The sequence below is a fragment of the Microbacterium sp. LWH12-1.2 genome, assembly GCF_040675825.1.
Taxonomy (GTDB): Bacteria; Actinomycetota; Actinomycetes; order Actinomycetales; family Microbacteriaceae; genus Microbacterium.
In genome coordinates this window covers 3,417,911-3,437,932 of record NZ_JBEGIJ010000001.1, presented here as the reverse complement: position 1 = coordinate 3,437,932, position 20,022 = coordinate 3,417,911, and the positions used below count along the sequence as shown (strand labels likewise).

16 protein-coding genes are annotated in these 20,022 nt (G+C 68.0%); 6 read left to right on the top strand and 10 right to left on the bottom strand.

Going from position 1 to position 20,022, the window contains the following annotated elements:
* Positions 1-7 precede the first annotated feature (7 nt).
* Together MRBLWH12_RS16390 and MRBLWH12_RS16385 are read left to right on the top strand one after the other, a co-directional pair.
* Positions 8-883 carry a siderophore-interacting protein gene (locus MRBLWH12_RS16390; RefSeq protein WP_363550768.1) on the top strand — a complete coding sequence of 292 codons (876 nt, stop codon included), beginning with the start codon at positions 8-10 and terminating at the stop codon, positions 881-883.
* Positions 880-1,563 carry an ECF transporter S component gene (locus tag MRBLWH12_RS16385; RefSeq protein ID WP_363550766.1) on the top strand — a complete coding sequence of 228 codons (684 nt, stop codon included), beginning with the start codon at positions 880-882 and terminating at the stop codon, positions 1,561-1,563. The genes MRBLWH12_RS16390 and MRBLWH12_RS16385 overlap by 4 nt, the downstream gene beginning before the upstream one ends.
* Before the next feature lie 218 nt (positions 1,564-1,781).
* Here the strand turns inward: MRBLWH12_RS16385 and MRBLWH12_RS16380 are convergent, their stop codons facing one another.
* Both MRBLWH12_RS16380 and MRBLWH12_RS16375 read right to left on the bottom strand, forming a co-directional pair.
* Positions 1,782-2,945: an acyl-CoA dehydrogenase family protein gene (locus MRBLWH12_RS16380; protein ID WP_341976185.1), complete on the bottom strand. Its 1,164-nt coding sequence runs from the start codon at positions 2,943-2,945 to the stop codon at positions 1,782-1,784.
* Between the two features lie 160 nt (positions 2,946-3,105).
* Positions 3,106-4,035 carry a M15 family metallopeptidase gene (locus tag MRBLWH12_RS16375; RefSeq protein ID WP_363550764.1) on the bottom strand — a complete coding sequence of 310 codons (930 nt, stop codon included), beginning with the start codon at positions 4,033-4,035 and terminating at the stop codon, positions 3,106-3,108.
* 84 nt (positions 4,036-4,119) lie between these two features.
* Between MRBLWH12_RS16375 and MRBLWH12_RS16370 the strand changes: the two genes are divergently transcribed.
* Entirely contained in the window at positions 4,120-5,163 is a 1,044-nt protein-coding gene (locus tag MRBLWH12_RS16370) for an Rv2578c family radical SAM protein (RefSeq protein ID WP_363550763.1), read from the top strand.
* 46 nt (positions 5,164-5,209) lie between these two features.
* Positions 5,210-5,749 (top strand): YaeQ family protein, encoded by a 540-nt coding sequence (locus MRBLWH12_RS16365; protein ID WP_341976188.1) that lies wholly within the window; start codon positions 5,210-5,212, stop codon positions 5,747-5,749.
* Positions 5,750-5,773: 24 nt separating this feature from the next.
* Here MRBLWH12_RS16365 and MRBLWH12_RS16360 read toward each other — a convergent pair whose 3' ends face one another.
* Together MRBLWH12_RS16360 and MRBLWH12_RS16355 are read right to left on the bottom strand one after the other, a co-directional pair.
* Positions 5,774-6,952: a PIG-L family deacetylase gene (locus tag MRBLWH12_RS16360; protein ID WP_363550761.1), complete on the bottom strand. Its 1,179-nt coding sequence runs from the start codon at positions 6,950-6,952 to the stop codon at positions 5,774-5,776.
* 136 nt (positions 6,953-7,088) lie between these two features.
* The gene (locus MRBLWH12_RS16355; protein ID WP_363550760.1) at positions 7,089-9,518 is read right to left on the bottom strand and encodes a DEAD/DEAH box helicase; all 2,430 of its coding nucleotides are present in this window, start codon (positions 9,516-9,518) and stop codon (positions 7,089-7,091) included.
* A gap of 274 nt (positions 9,519-9,792) precedes the next feature.
* Here MRBLWH12_RS16355 and MRBLWH12_RS16350 point away from each other — a divergent pair, with 274 nt between their 5' ends.
* Positions 9,793-10,689 (top strand): aldose 1-epimerase family protein, encoded by an 897-nt coding sequence (locus MRBLWH12_RS16350; protein WP_363550758.1) that lies wholly within the window; start codon positions 9,793-9,795, stop codon positions 10,687-10,689.
* Positions 10,690-10,817: 128 nt separating this feature from the next.
* Here MRBLWH12_RS16350 and MRBLWH12_RS16345 read toward each other — a convergent pair whose 3' ends face one another.
* The gene (locus tag MRBLWH12_RS16345) at positions 10,818-13,997 is read right to left on the bottom strand and encodes an efflux RND transporter permease subunit (protein WP_363550756.1); all 3,180 of its coding nucleotides are present in this window, start codon (positions 13,995-13,997) and stop codon (positions 10,818-10,820) included.
* A 21-nt stretch (positions 13,998-14,018) separates the two neighbouring features.
* A complete protein-coding gene (locus MRBLWH12_RS16340) occupies positions 14,019-14,624 on the bottom strand; it encodes a TetR/AcrR family transcriptional regulator (protein WP_363550755.1) in 606 nt (201 codons plus the stop codon).
* A gap of 159 nt (positions 14,625-14,783) precedes the next feature.
* Here MRBLWH12_RS16340 and MRBLWH12_RS16335 point away from each other — a divergent pair, with 159 nt between their 5' ends.
* Entirely contained in the window at positions 14,784-15,893 is a 1,110-nt protein-coding gene (locus MRBLWH12_RS16335) for a hypothetical protein (RefSeq protein WP_363550753.1), read from the top strand.
* Between the two features lie 9 nt (positions 15,894-15,902).
* On the opposite strand, the gene MRBLWH12_RS16330 is transcribed toward MRBLWH12_RS16335, so the two are convergent.
* From MRBLWH12_RS16330 to MRBLWH12_RS16315, 4 genes are read right to left on the bottom strand one after another with little or no spacing between them, the layout of a single operon-like run.
* A complete protein-coding gene (locus MRBLWH12_RS16330) occupies positions 15,903-17,072 on the bottom strand; it encodes a Gfo/Idh/MocA family protein (RefSeq protein WP_341976200.1) in 1,170 nt (389 codons plus the stop codon).
* A 44-nt stretch (positions 17,073-17,116) separates the two neighbouring features.
* Positions 17,117-18,127, bottom strand: coding sequence for a LacI family DNA-binding transcriptional regulator (locus MRBLWH12_RS16325; RefSeq protein ID WP_363550751.1), 1,011 nt, complete (start codon positions 18,125-18,127; stop codon positions 17,117-17,119).
* 48 nt (positions 18,128-18,175) lie between these two features.
* On the bottom strand, positions 18,176-19,069 hold the full coding sequence (locus tag MRBLWH12_RS16320) for a carbohydrate ABC transporter permease (protein WP_341976202.1): 894 nt from the start codon (positions 19,067-19,069) through the stop codon (positions 18,176-18,178).
* Positions 19,062-20,021, bottom strand: a complete 960-nt coding sequence (locus MRBLWH12_RS16315) for a carbohydrate ABC transporter permease (protein ID WP_363550749.1) — start codon at positions 20,019-20,021, stop codon at positions 19,062-19,064. Before MRBLWH12_RS16315 ends, MRBLWH12_RS16320 begins: the two co-directional genes overlap by 8 nt.
* Between the last annotated feature and the right edge of the window lies 1 nt (position 20,022).

The window sequence follows — 20,022 nt, the reverse complement described above, 5'->3', positions numbered from 1 at the left end:
GCGCCCCATGGCGTTCAGCAAGCTCGTCAAGCCCGAGTCGTCGGAGCTCATCCACCTCACCGTGCTGCGCTCGGAACGACTTTCACCGCACTGGATGAGAATCACGTTCGGCGAGGGCGAGATCGCGAAGTTCCGCCCGATGGGCTTCGACCAGTGGTTCCGGCTGTTCCTGCCGATCGCGGGAGAAGCAGGGCTCGAGCGGGTTCCGGCGAAGGCCAACAAGATGTTCGGATACTTGAAGTTCCTGCGCATCCCGGATGACGAGCGCCCGGTGATGCGCAACTACACGGTGCGCGCCTACCGGCCGGCCGTGGGCGAGCAGGGCGCGGAGATCGACGTCGACTTCGTGCTGCACGGATCGGCCGCCGACGGCACTGCCGGCCCGGCATCGCGCTGGGCCGAGACCTGCCAGCCGGGAGAGCACGTGCTGATCATCGACGAGGGCCTGACGTTCAATCCGCAGCGCGGCACGGAGCGGGTTGTACTCGTGGGTGATGAGACCGCACTGCCGGCCATCGCATCCATCTGCGCCTCCCTTCCCGCCGACGCCACCGGAACGGCGATCATCGAGGTGCCCTCCGACGATGACGCGCTCGAATTCCCGCATCCCTCAGGAGTCGAGGTGAGCTGGGTCGTGCGCGCGCATGAGCAGCAGCCCGGCACGGTCGCACTGGCCCGGCTCCGGGAGACCGAACTCCCGGAAGCACCGTTCCACACCTACGGCGCCGGCGAACAGGCTCTCGCCTCCGGCGTGCGCAAGCATCTCGTCGGCGAGCGCGACGTCGACAAGAACCTGGTCAGCTTCTGCGGGTACTGGAAGATCGGGGCCGCATCCCCGGCGTCCAAGGCCGCACGCGAGGCCGCAGCGGAGCCCCTGGCATGAGCGGGACGGATGCGGGGAATGCAACGGCCGACCGCCATGCGGCATCCGAGACGAATCCCAATGTCGGTGCGACGTCAGAAACCCATCCGGCAGACCCGTCCGGGGTGCCTTCTCGACCTCGCACGGGAGCAGCGGGCCGATTCCGCCTGCCGACGGCGATCCTGCTGACCTGCGCAGCGCTCGGGGTGGCCGGCGCGCTGCTGCTCGCCCCGGCGAACTGGATCTCGACCCTGATGTTCGCTGGATTGCCGTTCGTGAGCGTCGCGCTGGCCGGGCTCTGGCTGCTGCCGTCGGTGATCGCCCTCCGGCTGCTCAAGCGCCCGTTGGTCGGACTGCTCGTCGGCCTTCTCGCCGGGCTCATCCTCGTGCCGTTCTCCGGATACGGCTTCAACAGCGTGCTCACGAACCTGTGGTGGGCGGCGTTCACCGAGCTGCCGTTCCTGTTCGTGATCTGGCGCTACTGGGGCACGTGGCTGCACTACCTCGGCGCGGTCATCGTCGGCATCGTCTATCCGGTGCTGGCCTGGGTCTCGTTCGACCTCGGGTCGATGAGCACCGGCGTGCAGGTGGCGTTCTTCGCCATCACGCTGGCGAGCTGCGTCGGCGCGACCGCCCTCGGCATCCTCATCGCCGATCGCCTGCGCACGGCCGGAGTCGGCGGGCGCGCTCGGCGAGCCTGAGTCACCCGCCAGGCCGGGCCCCGCCCTGGTGGATCCTCGCCCGCGCACACCTTCGGGGAGTCTCGGCGACACGCCGCACAGCGGCATCCCTCACTGGGGTATCGCGAAGCGACTCCGAAGGTGTGCACGCATCGAAGGGGCGACTCAGAAGTCGTTCACCACGGCGAAATGAACGAGGGCCCCGGATGCGGCATCCGGGGCCCTCGTGAAACGTGACGTCAGCGCTTGCCGACGATCTGGCGACCGACGAGGTCGCGCATGATCTCATTGGTGCCGCCGTAGATGCGGTGCACGCGGGCATCGGTGAAGGCCCGCGCGATCGGGTACTCCATGATGTAGCCGTAGCCGCCGTGCAGCTGCACGCCGGTGTCGAGCACCTCCCACTCGCGCTCCGTCGCCCAGAACTTGACCTTCGCCGCGTCTTCCGCGGTGAGCTTCTTGTCCTTGTACGCGAGCAGGGCGCGGTCGATGTAGGCCCACATCGCGTCAGTGGTCGCCGACATGTCAGCGAGCCGGAAGCGCGTGTTCTGGAAGTCGGCGATGCGCTCGCCGAACGCCTCGCGGTCCTTCGTGTAGGCCACGGTCCAGTCCAGGGCCGCCTGCGCGGCCGCCGCTGCGGCGACGCCGATCGACAGGCGCTCAAGGGGCAGGTTCAGCATCAGCTGGATGAAACCCTGACCCTCCTTGCCGCTGATCAGGTTCTCGTCGGGGACGAACACGTCGGTGAAGCTGAGCTCGGCGGTGTCCCAGCCGTGGAAGCCCATCTTGCTGAGCTTCTTGCCCTGGTCGAAGCCCTCCATGCCCTTCTCGACGAGCAGCAGGCTGAACGCGTCGGGGCGGTTGCCCTCTCCGGTCTTCACGAAGGTCACGACCACGTCGGCCGTCGTGCCAGACGAGATGAACGTCTTCGCGCCGTTGAGGATGTAGCCGCCGTCGACCTTCTTCGCGTTGGTCTTGATGCCACGGAGGTCGGAACCGGCACCCGGATCGGTCATGGCGAGTGCGCCGAGCACCTCACCGGTCGCCATGCGGGGCAGCCACTTCTCCTTCTGCTCCTGCGTGCCCATGTGCACGAGGTAGGGAACGGCTAGGTCGTCCTGGATGCCGAATGCCCCGGCGAGCGAACCGGCGCCGGCCGCGATGACCTCCTCCATGACGATCGTGCGGAAGCGGTAATCCTGCAGCATTCCCGCGCCGCCGAACTCCTCCGGAACGGAGAGTCCGATCAGGCCGGCTTCGCCGGCTGCGAGCATGGTCGCGCGGTCGATCTCACCCGCAGCATCCCACTTCTCGATCGCCGCGTTGTTCACGTGGCGCTTGACGAAATCCTTGACGAGGTCGCGAAAAGCCTCGTGGTCCTCTTCGTAGATGTCGCGTTCCATGCCGTCCTCCTGAACGTTCGTGCGTCATTGCTCCGGCGATTCTATGTCGGTACGCCGCAGGGAAGACAGCCATTGTGAGAATGCATCCCACAATTCATGAGACTGGGTACCGCGATTGTGGGAAGCCGCCAGCCGCGATCATCGGGCTCCGTATCGCGACTCAGTGCGGGTAGTCGGGAGCAGCCGGCAGGCCGAAGAACTCCTCGAGCGTGTGGAAGCCGCCGTCGTGATAGGCGGCCGCGAGGTCCACCCCGATGTAGCGGATATGCCAGGGCTCGGGCTCGTAGCCCGTCACCCCGGTGCCGACCGTCTCGTACCGGACGATGAATCCGTGCTCCCAGCCGTGCGCCGCCACCCAGTCGCTCTGCGGGGTGCCACCGAAACCGTCGATCCCTCCGCAGCCGCCTCCACAGGCGACGACATCGAGCGCGAGTCCGGTCTGGTGCTCACTGTGTCCGGGGCGAGCCGATCCGGCATCCGCCTCGGCCTGCCCCAGGTCCTCCACGTACGACTCGTACGTGGCCACCTGCAGCCCGTAGGAGCGGTATCCGTTGTTCGCCCCGAGCTGCCCCACTCCGGCAGCATCCGCGGCCTGGGCCAGCTCACCCGCGGCCGCAGCCACTTCTGGCCGCACCTGATTCGCGCTCGTCGTCGTCTGCATCGGCAGCGGCGCCAGCACCGGAGGGGCGTAATCCATCGGCACGAGAGGTCGTGCCTTGTTCACGACGACCCAGCTGTGCGCAGGATCGTCGAGGGCGATGCACGGCGCGTTGCCGGCGACCACAGCGGCGCGGAAGCTCTCGCCGCCGCCGAATCCTGCGACCGTCGCCGCGTCGTCTCCCGCCGCCAGCGCCTGCTGGACCGCCGGGTCCGCGCACGGATCGACCGCCGGTGTCGCTCCGACGTCGACTGCCGGCACCTCCAGCACGGCCAAGGGCTCCGGTTGCACGGCCGCAGACGTCGACGCATCGGAAGCGCCGGCCAAGGAGAGCAGCACGCCGAGCGCGGTGATCGCGAGACCGATGGGCAGAGCAGGTCCGTGGATCGGGGATCGCGACTCCGCATGCTGTGGCTGCGGGGCGGCGTACATCCCTCCATTGTCCCCCATCCTCACTGATCGAACATAAATCCCCTTTCGGCTTGACACTCATTCGTTCATATGTTCGCATAGAGTATGCGGTGGCAGGGACAGAAGGTCGGAGATGTGGATGCCGCCGCCCTGCCAGGAATGGAAGATCGCTCCAGCGTCCTCCGCTCGGTGACCACGCCCGAGTTCGCCGGGATGACGTTCCACGAGGTGCTCAGCAAGTCGGCGCTCAACCGCGTGCCCGGTGCCTCGCGGATGCCGTTCAGCTGGACGATCAATCCCTATCGTGGGTGCAGTCATGCGTGCGTTTATTGCTTCGCCCGCGGCACGCACGAGTACCTCGACCTCGACGGCGGCGGGGACTTCGATTCGCAGATCGTCGTGAAGGTCAACGTCGCCGAAGTGTTGGAGAAGGAGCTCCGTCGCGGCAGCTGGGATCATGAGCTGGTCGCCCTGGGGACGAACACCGACCCGTATCAGCGCGCTGAGGGCCGTTACCAGCTGATGCCCGGGATCATCGAGACGCTCGCCGCCTCGGGCACGCCGTTCTCGGTGTTGACCAAGGGCACCTTGATCCGGCGCGACATCCCCTTGCTCGTAAAGGCCGCGCAGCGCGTACCCGTCGACGTGCAGATGTCCATCGCCATGTACGACGATGAGCTCCAGAAGGCGATCGAGCCCGGCACGCCCAGCACCCAGGCGCGTCTGGACACCGTGCGGGCGCTCGCGGACGCCGGGTTCCGGGTCGGGGTCTTCCTGATGCCGATCCTGCCGCACCTCACCGACTCGGTCGCGGCGATCGACGAGGCACTCCAGCGCATCAAGGCATCCGGTGCCGCCTACGTCATCTACGGCGCCCTCCACCTGCGTCCGGGCGTGAAGCCCTGGTTCATCCAGTGGCTGGGCGAGTTCCGTCCTGACCTCCTCTCGTCGTACCGGGCGCTCTACCCGGGTACGGCATCCGTCGCCCCGAAGGCGTACCGGCAGTGGCTCGCGAAACGCACCCGCCCTCTCATCCGCGCGCATGGCCTGGACGGTCGTGACGAGGATGACGTCACTCCACCGCGACGGATGTCGGCTCGCTCCGCGCCGGTCGCGGCACCCGCTCCTGCGCCGGCGATGCTGTTCTGACGGCTGTGGATTCGCGGAGAGCAGTGAGCGCGTAGGCTCGACGGTTATGGCCATCGGCGCAATGATCCACACCTTCACCGTGCAACTCGCCGATATGGACCGCGGCGTCTACGACGACTTCACGCTCCGCGTGGCACGGCATCCCTCCGAGACGGATGCGTACATGCTCACTCGTGTGCTGGCCTACTGCCTGGAGTACGGCGAGGGGATCACCTTCGGCGACGGCATCTCGTCCACCGAGGAGCCCGCCGTGCTGGTGCGTGATCTCACCGGCCGGATCCTCACCTGGATCGAGGTCGGAGCCCCGGATGCCGAACGGCTGCACTACGGCAGCAAACTCGCCGAGCGCACCACCGTCTACACCCACCGTGATCCGGCGAAGGTGATGGCACCGTGGGTCGGGAAGCGCATCCATCAGTCTGACGCGCTCACCCTGCACAGTTTCGACCCGGGCTTCATCGACTCCGCCGTCGGCGTGCTCGAGCGGCGCAACACCCTCACGCTCTCGGTCACGGAACGAGAGCTGTACCTCGACCTGAACGGGACGACGCTGACCTCTGCGGTCCACGAGCACCGACTCGACTAGAGCGCGGCGACAGGCGTCTTCGGCTCAGCGAGCGACGTCCGCATCCGGAACCAGGTACTGCCGCTGCAGCCAGGCACCGAACTTCCGCACGTTCAGGCAGCTTTCGGCCGTCGAGCACTTCAACACGGAGTCGTGGGAGGCGTACGCAGCAAAGGCCTCGAGCTTGCGCTGCAGCTCGTCGCCCCCGAGGTTCACGCCGTTCCACTCGCTGGGGTACCCGACGGCGTACTGGACCTTCGCGCTCTCGACCACACCCCGATCGACGAGGTTCGCGACCAGGGTGCCGGTGGCGGAGTGGTCAGGGTGGTCGCCATGCGCCAGCGGAGACACAGCAGGCATGTGGGCGAGCACCGCCTGCGGCGCATACGCGGTCACCACTTCGGCGACGGTGGCTTCCAGCGCCGCGAGCGTGACCTGCTGGCCGGTGTCGATCGTCGTTATCGCTTCGATGGCCCCTGAGAGGAGCTGGGGCAGCGCCTGGTTGCCGGTGGCGCTGAAACCACTCGAGTCCAGGCCCCCGTCCGGCAGCCGCACGAACAGCAACGCGACGCGAGCATCACCGACGGGCGAGGTCGTGGTGATCGTCAGACCGCTGCGCAGCCCGACCGTCATATCGGCCCACTCGCCCTCGGCGCCGCGGATGATGTCATACGCCGCCCGGATGCCCCGCTCTCGGTTCGCTGCGTACTCCGGGCCCTTTCCGGCGTCGGAGCCCGTGATGAAGAGCGTCCGGATGCACTGGCCTGCGGCCAGCGCGTTCGGGATCGTCGGGCTGCCGAAGATCAGGTCATCGTCGTAGTGCGCCCACACCGTGACCGTCGCCGCGGAGGCACAGGGCGCCGTGTACTGCAGGGGTGAGACGAAGGTCGCCGGCTGCGCAGGAGCCTGCGTGACCAGAGCGATCAGGCCGCACTGCGCCGTGGCGGCCATGAAATCGATGGCGTTTGCGGCGGACTCGGGGAGTTCGCTCAGCACGTCGGCGGCGACCGTCGCGGGGCACTGCTGCTCGGTGATCTCGGCGATGCGCGCCGCGGTCAAGGAGTTCGCGGGCGGTGTGGGCGTCGGCGTGGAGGTCGCGGTCGATGTCGGTTCCGCCGTCGGCGGCGCGACACACGCAGCGAGCAGCGAGGCGAGGACTGCGGTGATCAGAACGGCTCCGGCAGCGCGCCTCCGCGCGCGTGCACTCGGTCGAAACACGATCATTCATAACCCCCCGGTCGACTGTCACTGCGCACATGATCGACGACGCACGGGAAGGCGATCAACGTTCTGGGGGCAGCCGTCGGCCACCCCCAGAACTCCTAGCCATATTCTTAGCAGATCAGCGCGTCCTGAGAGGTCACGCCGTGAGGTCGGCCGCGCTCGGCGCCCGACCGGTGATCTCCTCGAGGATGTCGTCATCGATGCGCGCGTTCTCGAACGGCGCGTCGATCTCTGCACGATCGAGCAGTTCCGTCATCCGGCGCTGACGCTGGCGTGTGATCAGCGTGACCACTCGGCCGGAGCGGCCAGCGCGGCCAGTACGGCCGGAGCGGTGCAGGTACGTCTTGTACTCGTCCGGAGCATCCGCCTGCACGACGAGGTCGATGTCGTCGACGTGGATGCCGCGAGCCGCGACGTCGGTCGCGACCAGAACATTCACTCGACCCGACGTGAGACGCTCGAGGTTGCGCGTGCGCTTGGCCTGGTTGAGGTCTCCGTGCAGCGAAACCGCGGGAATCCCCGCGTCGTCGAACTGCTCGGCGAGCATGTCGGCGTAGGCGCGAGTACGGGCGAAGACCAGCGTCTTGCCTGCGCGGTCGACGAGCGAGGTGAGGATCTCGGCCTTGTCGCGGTGCTCGATCACGAGCACGCGGTGCTCGATCGTGCTGGAGTCCTGGTCCTCACCGGCGACCTCGAAGACGGCCGGGTCCACCAGGAATTCGTCGACGAGAGCCGCGACCTCACGGTCGAGCGTCGCCGAGAAGAGCAGCTTCTGGCTGCCCTCGGCGGTGTGCCGGAGGATGCGCTGCACAGGCTCGACGAAGCCGAGCTCGCACATGTGGTCGGCCTCGTCGAGCACCGCGATGCGGCAGTCCGAGAGGTCGAGCTTGCCCTGGTTGATGAGGTCCTCGACGCGACCGGGGGTGCCGATGATGATGTCGACGCCCTTCTTCAGTGCGCCCACCTGACGACCCTGCGGCACGCCGCCGTAGATCTGCGTGGTGAACAGGCCGACGCTGCGTGCGATCGGCTGAATGGTGCGGTCGATCTGCAGAGCGAGCTCGCGCGTCGGAGCGAGGATGATCGCGCGCGGGGAGCGACCGAACTCGCGGCGCTTGCCGGCCTGCGACTTCAGGACGTTCTCGACGAGCGGCGCACCGAACGCGATGGTCTTGCCCGAGCCGGTGCGGCCACGGGCGAGCACGTCACGGCCCTCGAGGACCGCGGGAATGCTGGCGGCCTGGATCGCGAACGGCGAGGCGGCGCCCATGTTGTTCAGCGTCTCGACGATGTTCGAGCCGAGGCCGAGGTCTCCGAAGCTCACGCCGTCGACGGCGACAGCCTCGATGGACTGCGCCTCGAGACGCTCGTGCACGACGTCCTCGGTCTGCTCGGTCTTCGCCTTGGACGACTTGTCCCAGTTGTCGCGGGTGGGACGGTCCTCGCGGCGCGGGCGGTCGTTGGAGTCGCGACGCGGGCGGTCGCTCGCGTCACGACGCGGGCGGTCGTCACGGTCGAAGCGCGGGCGCTCGGCGGAGGTGCGATCGAACCGTGGGCGGTCAGAGCCGCGATCGTCGCGGCGCGGACGCTCGTCACGATCGAAGCGCGGACGCTCGCTCGCGTCACGACGCGGACGCTCGTCACGATCGAAACGCGGACGCTCGGTGCGGTAGGCGCCGCCCGTCGACGGGCGGGTGCGCTCGCCACCGCGGTCATCGCGGTTCGGGCGGGCATCGCGGTCGAAGCGCGGACGGCCTGCGGCGTCGCGGTGTGCTCCGGATCCGGTCGACGGGCGGGGACGCTCGTCGCGGCTGTCGTCGAAGGAACGGTTCAGTCGATCACGATCGAAGGCGCGGCGTGCGCGATCGCCGTCGAAGGAACGGTTCGGACGCTCGTCACGATCGGACCGCGGACGCTCGGACGCGTTCCGGTCGAAACGGGGGCGATCGGAGCCGCCGCCGCGGTAGTTCCCGGTTCCGGTCGACGGGCGCTGCCCGCGGTCCTGGCCGGCACGGTCATCGCGGTAGGTGCCTGCACCGGTCGGACGCTCGGTCGAGTTCCGCTCGAAACGCTGGCGGGCATCGCCACTGCTGCGGTACGAACCCGCGCCGCGGTCGTCACGGCGGGGGCGGTCGTCGAAACGACGGGCCGACCCGGCGGCCGGACGGTCGGTGTAACGCGGACGGTCGGCGCCGCCGGACGTGCGCGGACGCTCATCGCGGTGGTGCGGGGCCTCGCGGCGTCCCGACTCGGCGCGATTGCGGATGCCGCGTGCCTCGTCGCGGCCGGCGCGCTCCTGCGCGCTCCAGCGCTGCTTCGGCGCACCCGACTCCGCCTCGACGGGGCGGTGTCCACGGTGGCCGGCGCTGCGGCTGCCCGGACGGCGGTCGTAGCCGCCGGCTGCGGGAGAGGAGCGGCGTTCGGTGGAATCCGCTCGGCCTCCACGCTCGCCGTCCGACGACGGTGCGCCGTGGTGACGGTCGTGGAAGGAAGTCTTCTTCGCGGCGAAACGCGGCTCGAAGTTACGGGCGGGCCGGCCGCCCTGGGGCTTCTTGTTCTTGGGCATTGATGCAGTCCTTCTGGGTTCTCGCACGAGAACAGCGCTGCGCGCACGCGCGAGCACCCAGCGCCTCATCAAAGATCAAGACAAAAGCTCGGGGTCCGGACTGTCAGCGGCCGGGGCCATTCATGTGATGGTTGATTTGCGTCGATCGACGCTCACCATCGGCCCCTGGACTCACACTTCTTACACAAAAACGTCCGCGCTCTGCGCGGGTGTCCGAAGCCGACCGCACAAGTTTAGCGGATGCGCCTGAGAAACCTCCCCGTACGATGACTTGGTGACCACGTACTCCCCCACCGGCACCCAGGTGCACCTCCGCCGCGGCGACGTCACCGCGCAGATCTCGCAGGTCGGAGCATCCCTGCGCTCCTTGGCCATCGGCACCGTCGACCTCGTGCCGCCGTACCCCGCCGACGCGCCGACGCCGGCCTGCTCCGGAGTCGTGCTGACGCCGTGGCCGAACCGTGTGCGCGACGGTCGATGGAACGACGGCGACACCGTGCGGCAGCTCGCCATCACCGAGCCGGCGAAGAACAATGCCAGCCATGGTCTGCTCCGCTTCAGCGCCTACGAGATCGATCAGACGGATGCCGCGGCCACCCTGACGGCGACAATCGTGCCGCAGACCGGCTACCCCTACCTGGTCGAGACCTCGGTCACCTATCTGCTGACCGACGCCGGCATCGAGGTCATCCATGTCCTCGTGAACCGGTCGGCCGAGTCCGCGCCGGTCGCGCTCGGGACGCATCCCTTCGTCACGATCGGCGATGTCGACGCGCACGACCTCGTGCTGCGGGTACCCGCGGAGACGACATTCGACACCGACGAGCGGATGCTGCCCATCGGCACCCGGCCCGCCGACGCGGCGCTCCGCGACGGGGTCAGGCTCGGCGACGTGACGCTCGACACCGGCTTCACCGACCTGAGCCGCGACGCCGACGGCCGCGTACGGCATTCGCTCACCGCTCCCGACGGCCGTCGCGTCACCCTGTGGCAGGGCGAGGGCTTCGACTACGTGCAGGTCTACACGACCACCGGCTATCCCGGGCAGGAGCTCGCGGTCGCCATCGAGCCGATGACCGCTCCCGCCGACGCGTTCAACAGCGGCCTCGGCATCCGCCACCTCGCACCCGGCGAGAGCTGGACCCTGCACTGGGGCATCGAGCTCGGCTGACGTCTCTTCTCGAATGACGCGTTTCGTCTCGCTGCGCTCGCTCAACGACCGGGTTAGTCCATCGGTCGTTGAGCGAAGGAGCGCCAGCGACTGAGACGAAACGCGCCCATCCGACCTCGACGCCGAAGCTACTCCGACGGGTGCTCGCGGAGCTCCCGACGGGTCAGCGGATGCGCGTGCGGCAGCACGGACTCGGATGCCGCGGCATCCGTCCCCGACTCCGAAGCATCGCCGGAACCGCTGCCGACATCGCCGGCACCAGCCCGCTTCGCCCGCCGACGCTCGCGTGCGCCCTCGACGAGGTTGTACAGCGTCGGCAGCACGATGAGCGTCAGGACGGTCGACGAGATGAGCCCGCCGATCACGACGATCGCGAGCGGCTGCGAGATGAACCCGCCGTGCCCGGTGATGCCGAGCGCCATCGGCGTGAGCGCGAAGATCGTCGCCAGTGCGGTCATCAGAATCGGACGCAGACGCTTCTCTCCACCGGCCATCACCGCGTCGGCGGTCGACAGCCCCTTCTCGCGGTACTGGTTGACCAGGTCGATGAGCACGATCGCGTTCGTCACCACGATGCCGATGAGCATCAGCACCCCGATGAGAGAAGCGACACCGAGCGGCACACCGGTGACGATCTGCAGCAGGATCGCACCGGTCGCCGCGAATGGCACAGAGACGAGCAGCAGCAGCGGCTGACGCAACGACTTGAACGTCGCGACCATCACCACGTAGACGATCAGGATCGCGGCGAGCATGGCCAGCCCCAGCTGCGAGAACGAGTCGGCCTGCTGAGTCGCGACGCCGCCGACGGCGGCAGACGCTCCATCCGGCAGCTCGACAGCGGCGAGCGCCTCGTTGACCGAAGCGGTGGCGACGGCGAGGTTGTCGGATGCCGGCGGCACCGTGACCGTCGCCGTGCGACGCCCCTGCTCCGTGGAGATGGAGGTGGGCCCGTTGCGCTCCTCAACGGTGGCGATGTCCTGCAGCTGCACGAGGCCGAGCGGAGTCGGGATCGTGAGCGCACGCAGCGCATCCGCCGTCGCCGGCGGCTCGGATGCGGCGAGGTAGACGGTCAGCGCCGTGTCACCGATCTCGATCGAGCCGAGCTGTTCCGGACGCATCGTGTTCGACACGATGGAGCCGACCGCGACCTCGGAGAGGCCGCGTTCCGCTGCCGCCGCGCGATCGACGACGACCGCGATGTACGGCAATGACGCCGCAAGGTTGTCGGTGACCTGACCGACGCCGTCTCGTCCCTCGAGCTCGTCGACGACCGCTGACGTCGCGGTCTGCAGATCCTCGGAATTCGAAGCGGTGACGGTGATCTCGATATCACTGGATCCGAAGCCGGAGCTCGCCGCGACGGCGATCTCGCCGACATCCGACAGCGAATCGATCGCATCCTGCACGTCGGCGCGCAGCGCCTCCTGGTCGGCGTCGCCGTCGGTCAGGACCGAGTAGGTCACACCGGCGCTTCCGGAGAACGCATCGCGCAGCGCCGACCCGCTCGAGCCGATCGAGGCCTGCACGTGCTCGACACCGTCGACGCCGAGCAGCGCCTCCTCGACGGCGATCGCCGCGTCGGACTTCGCCTCCAGGCTCGCGGTCGGGCCGAGATCCTGCGTGACGCGCATCGTGTTCTGACCGGAGTCGCTGAGGAAGTTCACCTTCATCAACGGCGCTGCCGCGAGGGTGGCACCGAGCACGACGACGGCGAGGATCACCGTGACCGCCGAGTGCTTCAGAGTCCAGCCGAGGATCGGGCGGTACATGCGCTGCAGCGGCGTCGGCGGGGCGTCCGGATGCTCCGGATCGATGGCCTTGCCGTTCTCGTCGAGCAGCTCCTTGCCCGGCCGGAGGAACCAGTACGCGAGCACCGGGACGATCGTCAGCGAGACCAGCAGCGAGGCGATCATCGCGATCGACACCGTCACCGCGAACGGACGGAAGAGCTCGCCGACCATGTCGCCGACGAACACGATCGGCAGGAATACGGCGACCGTGGTGATCGTGGAGGAGGTGACCGCCATGGCGACCTCGCGCACGGCGAGCCGGATCGCATCGCCCTTGTCGGCGTCGCCGACGTAGTGCCGCTTGATGTTCTCGATGACGACGATCGAGTCATCCACGACGCGACCGATCGCGATCGTCAACGCACCGAGCGTGAGGATGTTCAACGAATAGCCGAACGCCTGCAGACCGATGAACGTGATCAGCACCGACGTCGGGATGGAGATCGCCGTCACCAGCGTCGATCGGATCGACAGCAGGAAGACGAGGATGATGATCACCGCGAAAGCGAGCCCGAGCAGACCCTCGGTGGCGAGCGTCTCGATCGACTGCACGATGAACGGCGCCTGATCGAAGATCACCGTGAACTCGGCATCCGGGAACGCCTTGCCGATCTCGTCGAGTGCCGCGAGCACGCCCTGCGAGACCTCGACGGTGTTCGCCGCCGGGAGCTTGGTGATCGAGATCGACAGCGCGTCCTCGCCGTCGACACGGGAGATGGACGAGACCGGGTCGGATTCCTGCGCGACCGTCGCGACGTCGCCGATCGTCGCCGCGGAGCCGACCAGCGGGAGTGCCGCGAGTTCTTCGACGGAGGTGATCTTCGCACCCGTCTGCACCGTGAGCGTCTGGCCGTTCTCGGTGATGTCACCGCCGGGGAAGAGCGTGCCGTTCTGCTGCAGCGCCTGACTGATCGCCTGCGTGCTGAGGCGCTGTTCGGCGAGGGCTGCGGCGTCAGGGGTGATGGTGATCCGCTGGCCGATGCCGCCGACGATCTGTGCGGCGTTGACGCCGTCGACGTCTTCGAGGTCGGGGATCGCGACGCGCTCGAGTTCGGCCTGGGCGTTCTCGGCGTCGTCGAAGCCGGTGACGGCGACCTGGATGACCGGGAAGTCATCGATCGCCACGGCGAGCACCTGCGGGCTCACATCGTCGGGAAGCTGCTGCGCGACCCGGTTGATCGCCTGCTGGATCTTCTGCTCGGCCGTCGCGAGATTCGTGCCGTACGCGAATGTCGCCTGCACGATCGAGGCGTTCGTCGTGCTCGTCGCCGTCGTCGATTCGAGTCCTGGCACGCCCTGGATCGCCGACTCGATGGGCGTGGACACGTCGTTCTCGACGACCTCGGGCGAGGCCCCGGGATACGTGGTCATCACGATCAGGTTGGGCAGCTCCAGCGACGGGATGAGCTCCTGCTTGAGGTTCGTCAGCGCGAGGCCGCCGAACACCGCGGCGACGATCGTGATGAGTGCGATGAGCGCGCGGTTCTTGAGGCTCAGGACGGCGAGGTTCGACACGGCTGTTCTCTCTCGGTCGGATCAGGCGGATGCAGGTGCGGATGCGGTGGATGCGGATGTGAGGATGCCGTTGAGGGCGTCGCGGATGAGGCTCTCGTCGAGCGGCTCGTCGTGGATCTGTGCGTGCCAGAGTACGCCGTCGATGAAGACGGCGGCCGCCCTGGCACGATCGGTTCCGTGAACGGGAGCGATGAAGGCGACGACCTCGTCCGACCAGTGCCTGGCGAGCTCGCGCACGCGAGGATCGTGCACGGCTGCGGTGACGACGGCACGGTCCGCCTGGACGGCACGCGCGTCTTCGAGACCCCCGTGGATGAGACGCGCGAGCCCTGCCGGTGTGACGCCGTCGGCGATCACGGCCTGCCGCGTGATGTCGATACGCAGCTCGACTTCGGCGGCGAGCGCATGCAGAGCGGCGTCGCGGAGGTCGTCGAGCGTGGCGAAGTACTGGGTCGTGGCGCCGAGCGGCACCCCGGCTCGGGCGGCGACCTTGCGGTGCGTGATCGCGTCGACGCCGATCTCGACGATCAGCTCGGAGGCGGCGGCGACGATCTCGCGTCGGCGCGCCTCAGGGTCGCGTCTCCTGCGCGTCACCGCATCCGGCATCGCCCACCCCCTTCTGTACATTTGTACATTCACTGCGCTTGGAGAACGCTGAGAGGCGAAGTTCACGCCTTTCGACCGCCCCGCTCAGGACATTCGTCTCTGTCTCCGCGACACCGTCCTCCGGAGAATGGGAAGGCATGGTCTCGTTCCCCCCAGGAGGCCGGTTCCCGGAGGTCCCCCATGGTCGCAAGGCCTCGTTTCCCGTTCGCACTTCTCGCAGCCGCCATCGTGTTCACCGCGGCGCTGGCAGGGGCCGCACCCGCCGCGAGCGGCACGACCGGCTCGACGGCGCCGACGGCGCCGACGGTCAGCATTCTGGATGACGATCCGACGATGATCCTCGGGTGGGCGTCGCACGACCTGCCCACGATGGCCACGGAAGAAACCGCCTTCGGCAGGAGCAACGGGATGCTCTCCACCTACGTCGATTTCGTGCAGTCTCCTGGATTCCCGCACGACGACGTCGATGCCGCCGAGGCCCGCGGCTCGGCCCTGCTGATCGCCTGGGAACCATGGGACTGGAATCGGCCCGCCGATCAGCAACCCGAGTTCGCCCCGCGCCGGATCGCCGCCGGTGAGTACGACACCCAGCTGACGGCGTGGCTGACCGAGGCCGCGCAGCGCACCGCCGACGCGGAGATCATCGTGCGCTTCGCTCCCGAGATGGACGACTCGAGCCGCCCCTGGTCGAGCGGCACGGCCGCCGGGAGCAGCACACCGGCGGAGTACATCGCGATGTGGCGTCACGTGTACGCGATCAAGCAGGCGGTCGCGCCCGAGGTGGTCTTCCTCTGGAATCCTCTGAACTACGGAGCCGGGCCGCATCCCTTCGAGTCGTACTTCCCCGGATCTGCGCATGTCGACGCTCTCGCGCTCGACGGCTTCAACTGGGGCTACGTCCGGACGGGCTCGGCCGGGTGGCAGAGCCCGGAGGACGTCTTCGGGTTCTCGACTCCGAACGGCCCGGTGCCGAGGCTCAAAGCGCTGGCCGGCGCGAAGCCGTGGGGCATCGCCGAAGTGGCATCCGCCCCCGACGACCCCGCCGATTTCCAACCGGGAGGCCCCGGTTACGGGGCCTGGGGCACGTGGGTGCACCAATGGCCTGCGAACCCGCCGTACGAACAGACGCCACAGGATTGGATCACCCAGGAAGGCTGGTCGCGGATGCTGATCGAGCGGGCGAGCGACGCCGGGGCCTCCTTCGTCGGCTTCTTCCACACTGTGAAGGAGACCGACTGGCGCCTCACGGACACTCTCATCGGCCGCGACGTGTTCAACGACGCCTCGTAGTCGGCGGGCCTACGCGACCTGCCCCCGCGCGAAGTACTCGACCAGCTCGGGATCGAGCGACGGAACGTCGATCGCGGAGCCGTCAGAGCGCAGTGACTGCGTCGCGAGAATTCCGGCCGCCACCGCTTCCCGCGCCGCAACCGGCGAGGTCTCGGTGAGCCCGCCGTCACGGACGAACCGGAGGAATTCAGCGACCAGCAGAGCGTCGGCACCATCGTGCCCCGCGTCCGGGACCTCGGGCACGATGAAGGTCTCGTCGGCCTCGGCCGCGCCACGGTGACGGCGGTTCCAGAGCTTGACCTCGCTCCCCGCGGTGTCGCCGAAGTTCTCGATGCGCCCCGCGGTGCCGATGACGGTGTAGTTGCGCCAGTAGTCCGGCGTGAAGTGGCATTGCTGATACGAGGCCATGATCCCGCCGGTCAGCCGCATGTTCACCATCGAGATGTCCTCGACGTCGATCACCGGGTGCAGACCCGTGAGCGAGGTGGGCGGCCAGTTGTCGACACTGAACCAGTCCGGCATCCGCTCGCCGGTGCGCTCGCGACGATCGGTGATGTCTCCGTAGACGCTGAGCTCACCCATCGCGGCGACCTGCTCGGTGTAGGCGCCGGCCAGCCAATGGATGATGTCGATGTCGTGCGCGCCCTTCTGCAGGAGCAACCCGGTGGTGCGGCGACGGTCGGCGTGCCAGTCCTTGAAGTAGAAGTCCCCGCCGTGGCCGACGAAATGACGCACCCAGACGGCCTTGACGTCACCGATGCGCCCGTCCTGGATGAGGTCGCGCATCAGCGTGATCACGGGCATGTGCCGCATGTTGTGACCGATGTACAACCGACTGCCTGTGCGGCGGGCAGTCTCGAGCATCGCGTCGGCGTCGGCGAGATGGATCGCGAGCGGCTTCTCGCAGAAGACGGCGACGCCCGCTTCGAGGGCGCGGATGCTGAGGGCTGCGTGCGTGTCGTCCGGCGTGAGCACCATCACGGCGTCGACCCCTGAGGCGAGCAGTTCGTCGAGCGAGTCCGTGACGAGTGCGTCCGGCACGAGGCGACGCGCGTCATCGCGGGCGCGCTCTGAGGGGTCGCAGATCGCGGTGATGCGCGATCCCTCGCCCGGTCGCTGCACCTCCTCTCGGAGAGAGGCGCGCGCGCCGAAGCCGATGATGCCGATCTTGAGATCCACGATGGTCCTTCTGGGAGTCGATTGTGAGGGAAAGGGCGAGACCGTCACCGGGAGCGGGACGGGGGTGCGTCGAGATCTGTCGACGCACCGGGGAAGAGCGACCACTCGAACTCGTGAAGCTGCCCGCGCGGCGGGTCCTTCGCGAGAGCGCAGTCGACGAGGATGCGCGCGTGACGCTCATAGAAGTCGGTGGGGCCGACGGTGGTGAGCGTCGGCGCGATGAGACGGGCATCCGGTGTGTTGCCCACACCGATCACCGCGACGTCATGCGGCACGCGCAGGCCGAGCATGTGCGCCGCGTTGATCGCGGCGATCGCAGCGAAGTCGGTGGTGGCGTAGATCGCGGACGGCCGATTCTCGCCCGTGAGCAAGCGGACCGCGGCGGCGAAGGCGCTCGCCTGCGTCTCCGTGTAGGTCTCCGTCCACGACGGAGCCGGGTCGATGCCGGCATCCGCCATCCGCTGCACGTAGGCCGAGTACCGCGTGCGCTGGGTCGCCGAGAGCGTGACGGCGGCCTCGGCGGCGAGGCATCCGATGGCGGTGTGCCGCTCGAGAAGGTGATCCATGGCGATCTCGCACCCGGGAAGGGCATCGGAGCGGACGACATCGAACCCCTCGGGTTCGAGGTGCTCGGAGAAGACGACGAGGCGCTGGCCGCGTTTGACCAGATCGTTGATCCTCGTGCGGGTCTGCTCGTCGGATCCGATGGCGTCCAGAAATGCGACGTCGCTTTCGAGACGGTCGAGGGCCGTGTACCAGTCGCCGTCGGCGAGGATGAGAGTGGTCAGGCCGTGCCGGTTCGCCTCGGCGTTCACGGCGTCAGCCACCGCCAGAGACCACGGGTCGCTGAGCATGTGCAGCGAGAGCTGCACGGTGCCGCTGCGACCGGTCCGGATGGTGCGCGCGGCACTGTTCGGGCGGTAGTTGAGCGCTTCGGCCGAGGCGAGGACGCGGGCCGCGGTCGCCTCGGCGACGCCGGGACCCGCGGCGCCCGCACGTCCCGAGAGAACGTACGACACCGTCGCCGTCGACACCCCGGCATGCTCGGCGACCATCCGAAGCGTCGGACGACGCGATTCCTGTTGTCTCCGCCCCGCCATCGCTCAGCCCTTCGATCCGCTGAACGCGATGCCCTGGATGAACTGTCGCTGCAGGATCATGAACGTCACCAGCATCGGCAGGGTCGCCAGCAGTGCGCCCGCCATCAGCACCGGGTAGTCGGTGCCGTGGATCCCGACGAGCTGGGAGAGCCCGACCGAGAGCGGCATCTTGGCGGGGTCGGTCGTCACGATCAACGGCCAGAGCAAGTCGTTCCACGACCAGAGCACAGTGAACACCACGAGAGCGATGATGCCAGGCTTCGCCAGCGGAACCATGATCTGCCAGAACGTCTGCCACGGATTCGCTCCGTCGATGCGCGCCGCCTCTTCGAGTTCGGCCGGCATCGACATGAAGAACTGACGCATCAGGAACGTCCCGAAGGCGCTGAAGATACCGGGCACGATCAGAGCTTGCAGCGTGTTCAGCCAGCCGAGCGCCTGGATGATCTCGTACTGCGGCAGCAGATACAGCTGCGAGGGGACCATGAGCACCGACAGGAACACGACGAACAGCGCGTTGCGTCCGGGGAACGGAATGCGCGCGAAGGCATAGCCCGCCATCGTGCACAGCACGACCTGGCCGATCGTGCGGCCGACGGTGAGCAGCACCGAGTTCGCGAACATCTGCGCGAACGGCATCGACTCGAACACTTCCGCGAAGTTCGTGAAGACCCATTCGCGGGGCAGGAAGCTCGGGGGCACCTGAACCGAGTCGGACAGCGTCTTGAACGAGGTCAGCAGCTGCCAGATGAAGGGGAAGACCATCAGCACCGCCCCGACGGCGAGCACGACGTGCACGATCCAGATCGCGCGGTTCTTCGGCTTTCCGGCGCGGCGATCCTCGCCGGCGGGGGAGGCGCCGACCACGGCGCGTGTGTCGAGCGAGACGTCACTCATAGTGCACCCACTTCTTCTGCAGGCGGAACTGCACGACCGTGAGCAGCAGGATGATCACGAGCAGCAAGAAGGCGACGGCGGCCGCGTACCCGCGGTCGTTGTCGAGGAAACCCGCTTCGTAGAACAGGTAAACCACCGTGCGGGTGTTCGGCATCGCAGGGTTGCTGCGGCCGAGCATCATGTAGATGAGGTCGAAGACCTGCAGGGCGCCGATCACGCTGATGACGCTCACGAAGAAGATCGACGGCGACAGGAGCGGAATCGTGATGGAGAAGAACTTGCGCACGGGGCCGGCGCCATCCAGGTCCGCGGCCTCCATGATCGTGTCGGGAATGCCCTGGAGTCCGGCGAGGAAGATGACGATGTTCGTGCCGAGCCCCGCCCAGATGCCGACGACGGCGATCGCGATCAGTGCCGTGTTCGGGTCGGTGAGCCAGCTGCGCCCGTCGATCCCGATGGCGCCGAGTCCGGCGTTGAGCACGCCGTAGTCGCCGTTGTAGATCATTCGCCACACCAGCGCGATCGCGGCGGGCATCGTGACGACGGGGATGAAGTAGAGCGTCCGGTACGCGCTTCGCCCCTGGAGTCCTGTGGTGTTCAGGAGCGCGGCGATCGCGACGGCGAGCGGGATGCCGATCAACGCGATCACCGTGTACAGAGCGGTGTTGCGGAGGGCCCCGATCAGCTCGGGGTCCTGGAAGAGCCGCGCGTAGTTCTCGATCCCCACCCATTCGGCGCCGCCGAACGGCCCGGATTTCGTGAAGGAGATGATGAGGGTGCGCACGGTCGGCCAGAGATAGAAGACCGCGATACCCAGCGCTGTGGGGCCGATGAACACCAGTGCCCACCATGGGGAGGCTCCGGGGCTGCGCCGGCGGCGGCGGATGCCGGGGCTGGGGGCCTCCGGCATCCGCTCTGCCGACGTGCCGGCGCGAGACGCGACGACGCTCATA

What these genes read in the sequence shown, in the direction of transcription:
- MRBLWH12_RS16390 (WP_363550768.1), top strand. Translation starts at nt 8, where the DNA reads ATGGCGTTCAGCAAGCTCGTCAAGCCCGAGTCGTCGGAGCTCATCCAC.
- MRBLWH12_RS16385 (WP_363550766.1), top strand. Translation starts at nt 880, where the DNA reads ATGAGCGGGACGGATGCGGGGAATGCAACGGCCGACCGCCATGCGGCA.
- MRBLWH12_RS16380 (WP_341976185.1), bottom strand. Translation starts at nt 2,945, where the DNA reads ATGGAACGCGACATCTACGAAGAGGACCACGAGGCTTTTCGCGACCTC.
- MRBLWH12_RS16375 (WP_363550764.1), bottom strand. Translation starts at nt 4,035, where the DNA reads ATGTACGCCGCCCCGCAGCCACAGCATGCGGAGTCGCGATCCCCGATC.
- MRBLWH12_RS16370 (WP_363550763.1), top strand. Translation starts at nt 4,120, where the DNA reads ATGCGGTGGCAGGGACAGAAGGTCGGAGATGTGGATGCCGCCGCCCTG.
- MRBLWH12_RS16365 (WP_341976188.1), top strand. Translation starts at nt 5,210, where the DNA reads ATGGCCATCGGCGCAATGATCCACACCTTCACCGTGCAACTCGCCGAT.
- MRBLWH12_RS16360 (WP_363550761.1), bottom strand. Translation starts at nt 6,952, where the DNA reads ATGATCGTGTTTCGACCGAGTGCACGCGCGCGGAGGCGCGCTGCCGGA.
- MRBLWH12_RS16355 (WP_363550760.1), bottom strand. Translation starts at nt 9,518, where the DNA reads ATGCCCAAGAACAAGAAGCCCCAGGGCGGCCGGCCCGCCCGTAACTTC.
- MRBLWH12_RS16340 (WP_363550755.1), bottom strand. Translation starts at nt 14,624, where the DNA reads ATGTACAGAAGGGGGTGGGCGATGCCGGATGCGGTGACGCGCAGGAGA.
- MRBLWH12_RS16335 (WP_363550753.1), top strand. Translation starts at nt 14,784, where the DNA reads ATGGTCGCAAGGCCTCGTTTCCCGTTCGCACTTCTCGCAGCCGCCATC.
- MRBLWH12_RS16325 (WP_363550751.1), bottom strand. Translation starts at nt 18,127, where the DNA reads ATGGTCGCCGAGCATGCCGGGGTGTCGACGGCGACGGTGTCGTACGTT.
- MRBLWH12_RS16320 (WP_341976202.1), bottom strand. Translation starts at nt 19,069, where the DNA reads ATGAGTGACGTCTCGCTCGACACACGCGCCGTGGTCGGCGCCTCCCCC.
- MRBLWH12_RS16315 (WP_363550749.1), bottom strand. Translation starts at nt 20,021, where the DNA reads ATGAGCGTCGTCGCGTCTCGCGCCGGCACGTCGGCAGAGCGGATGCCG.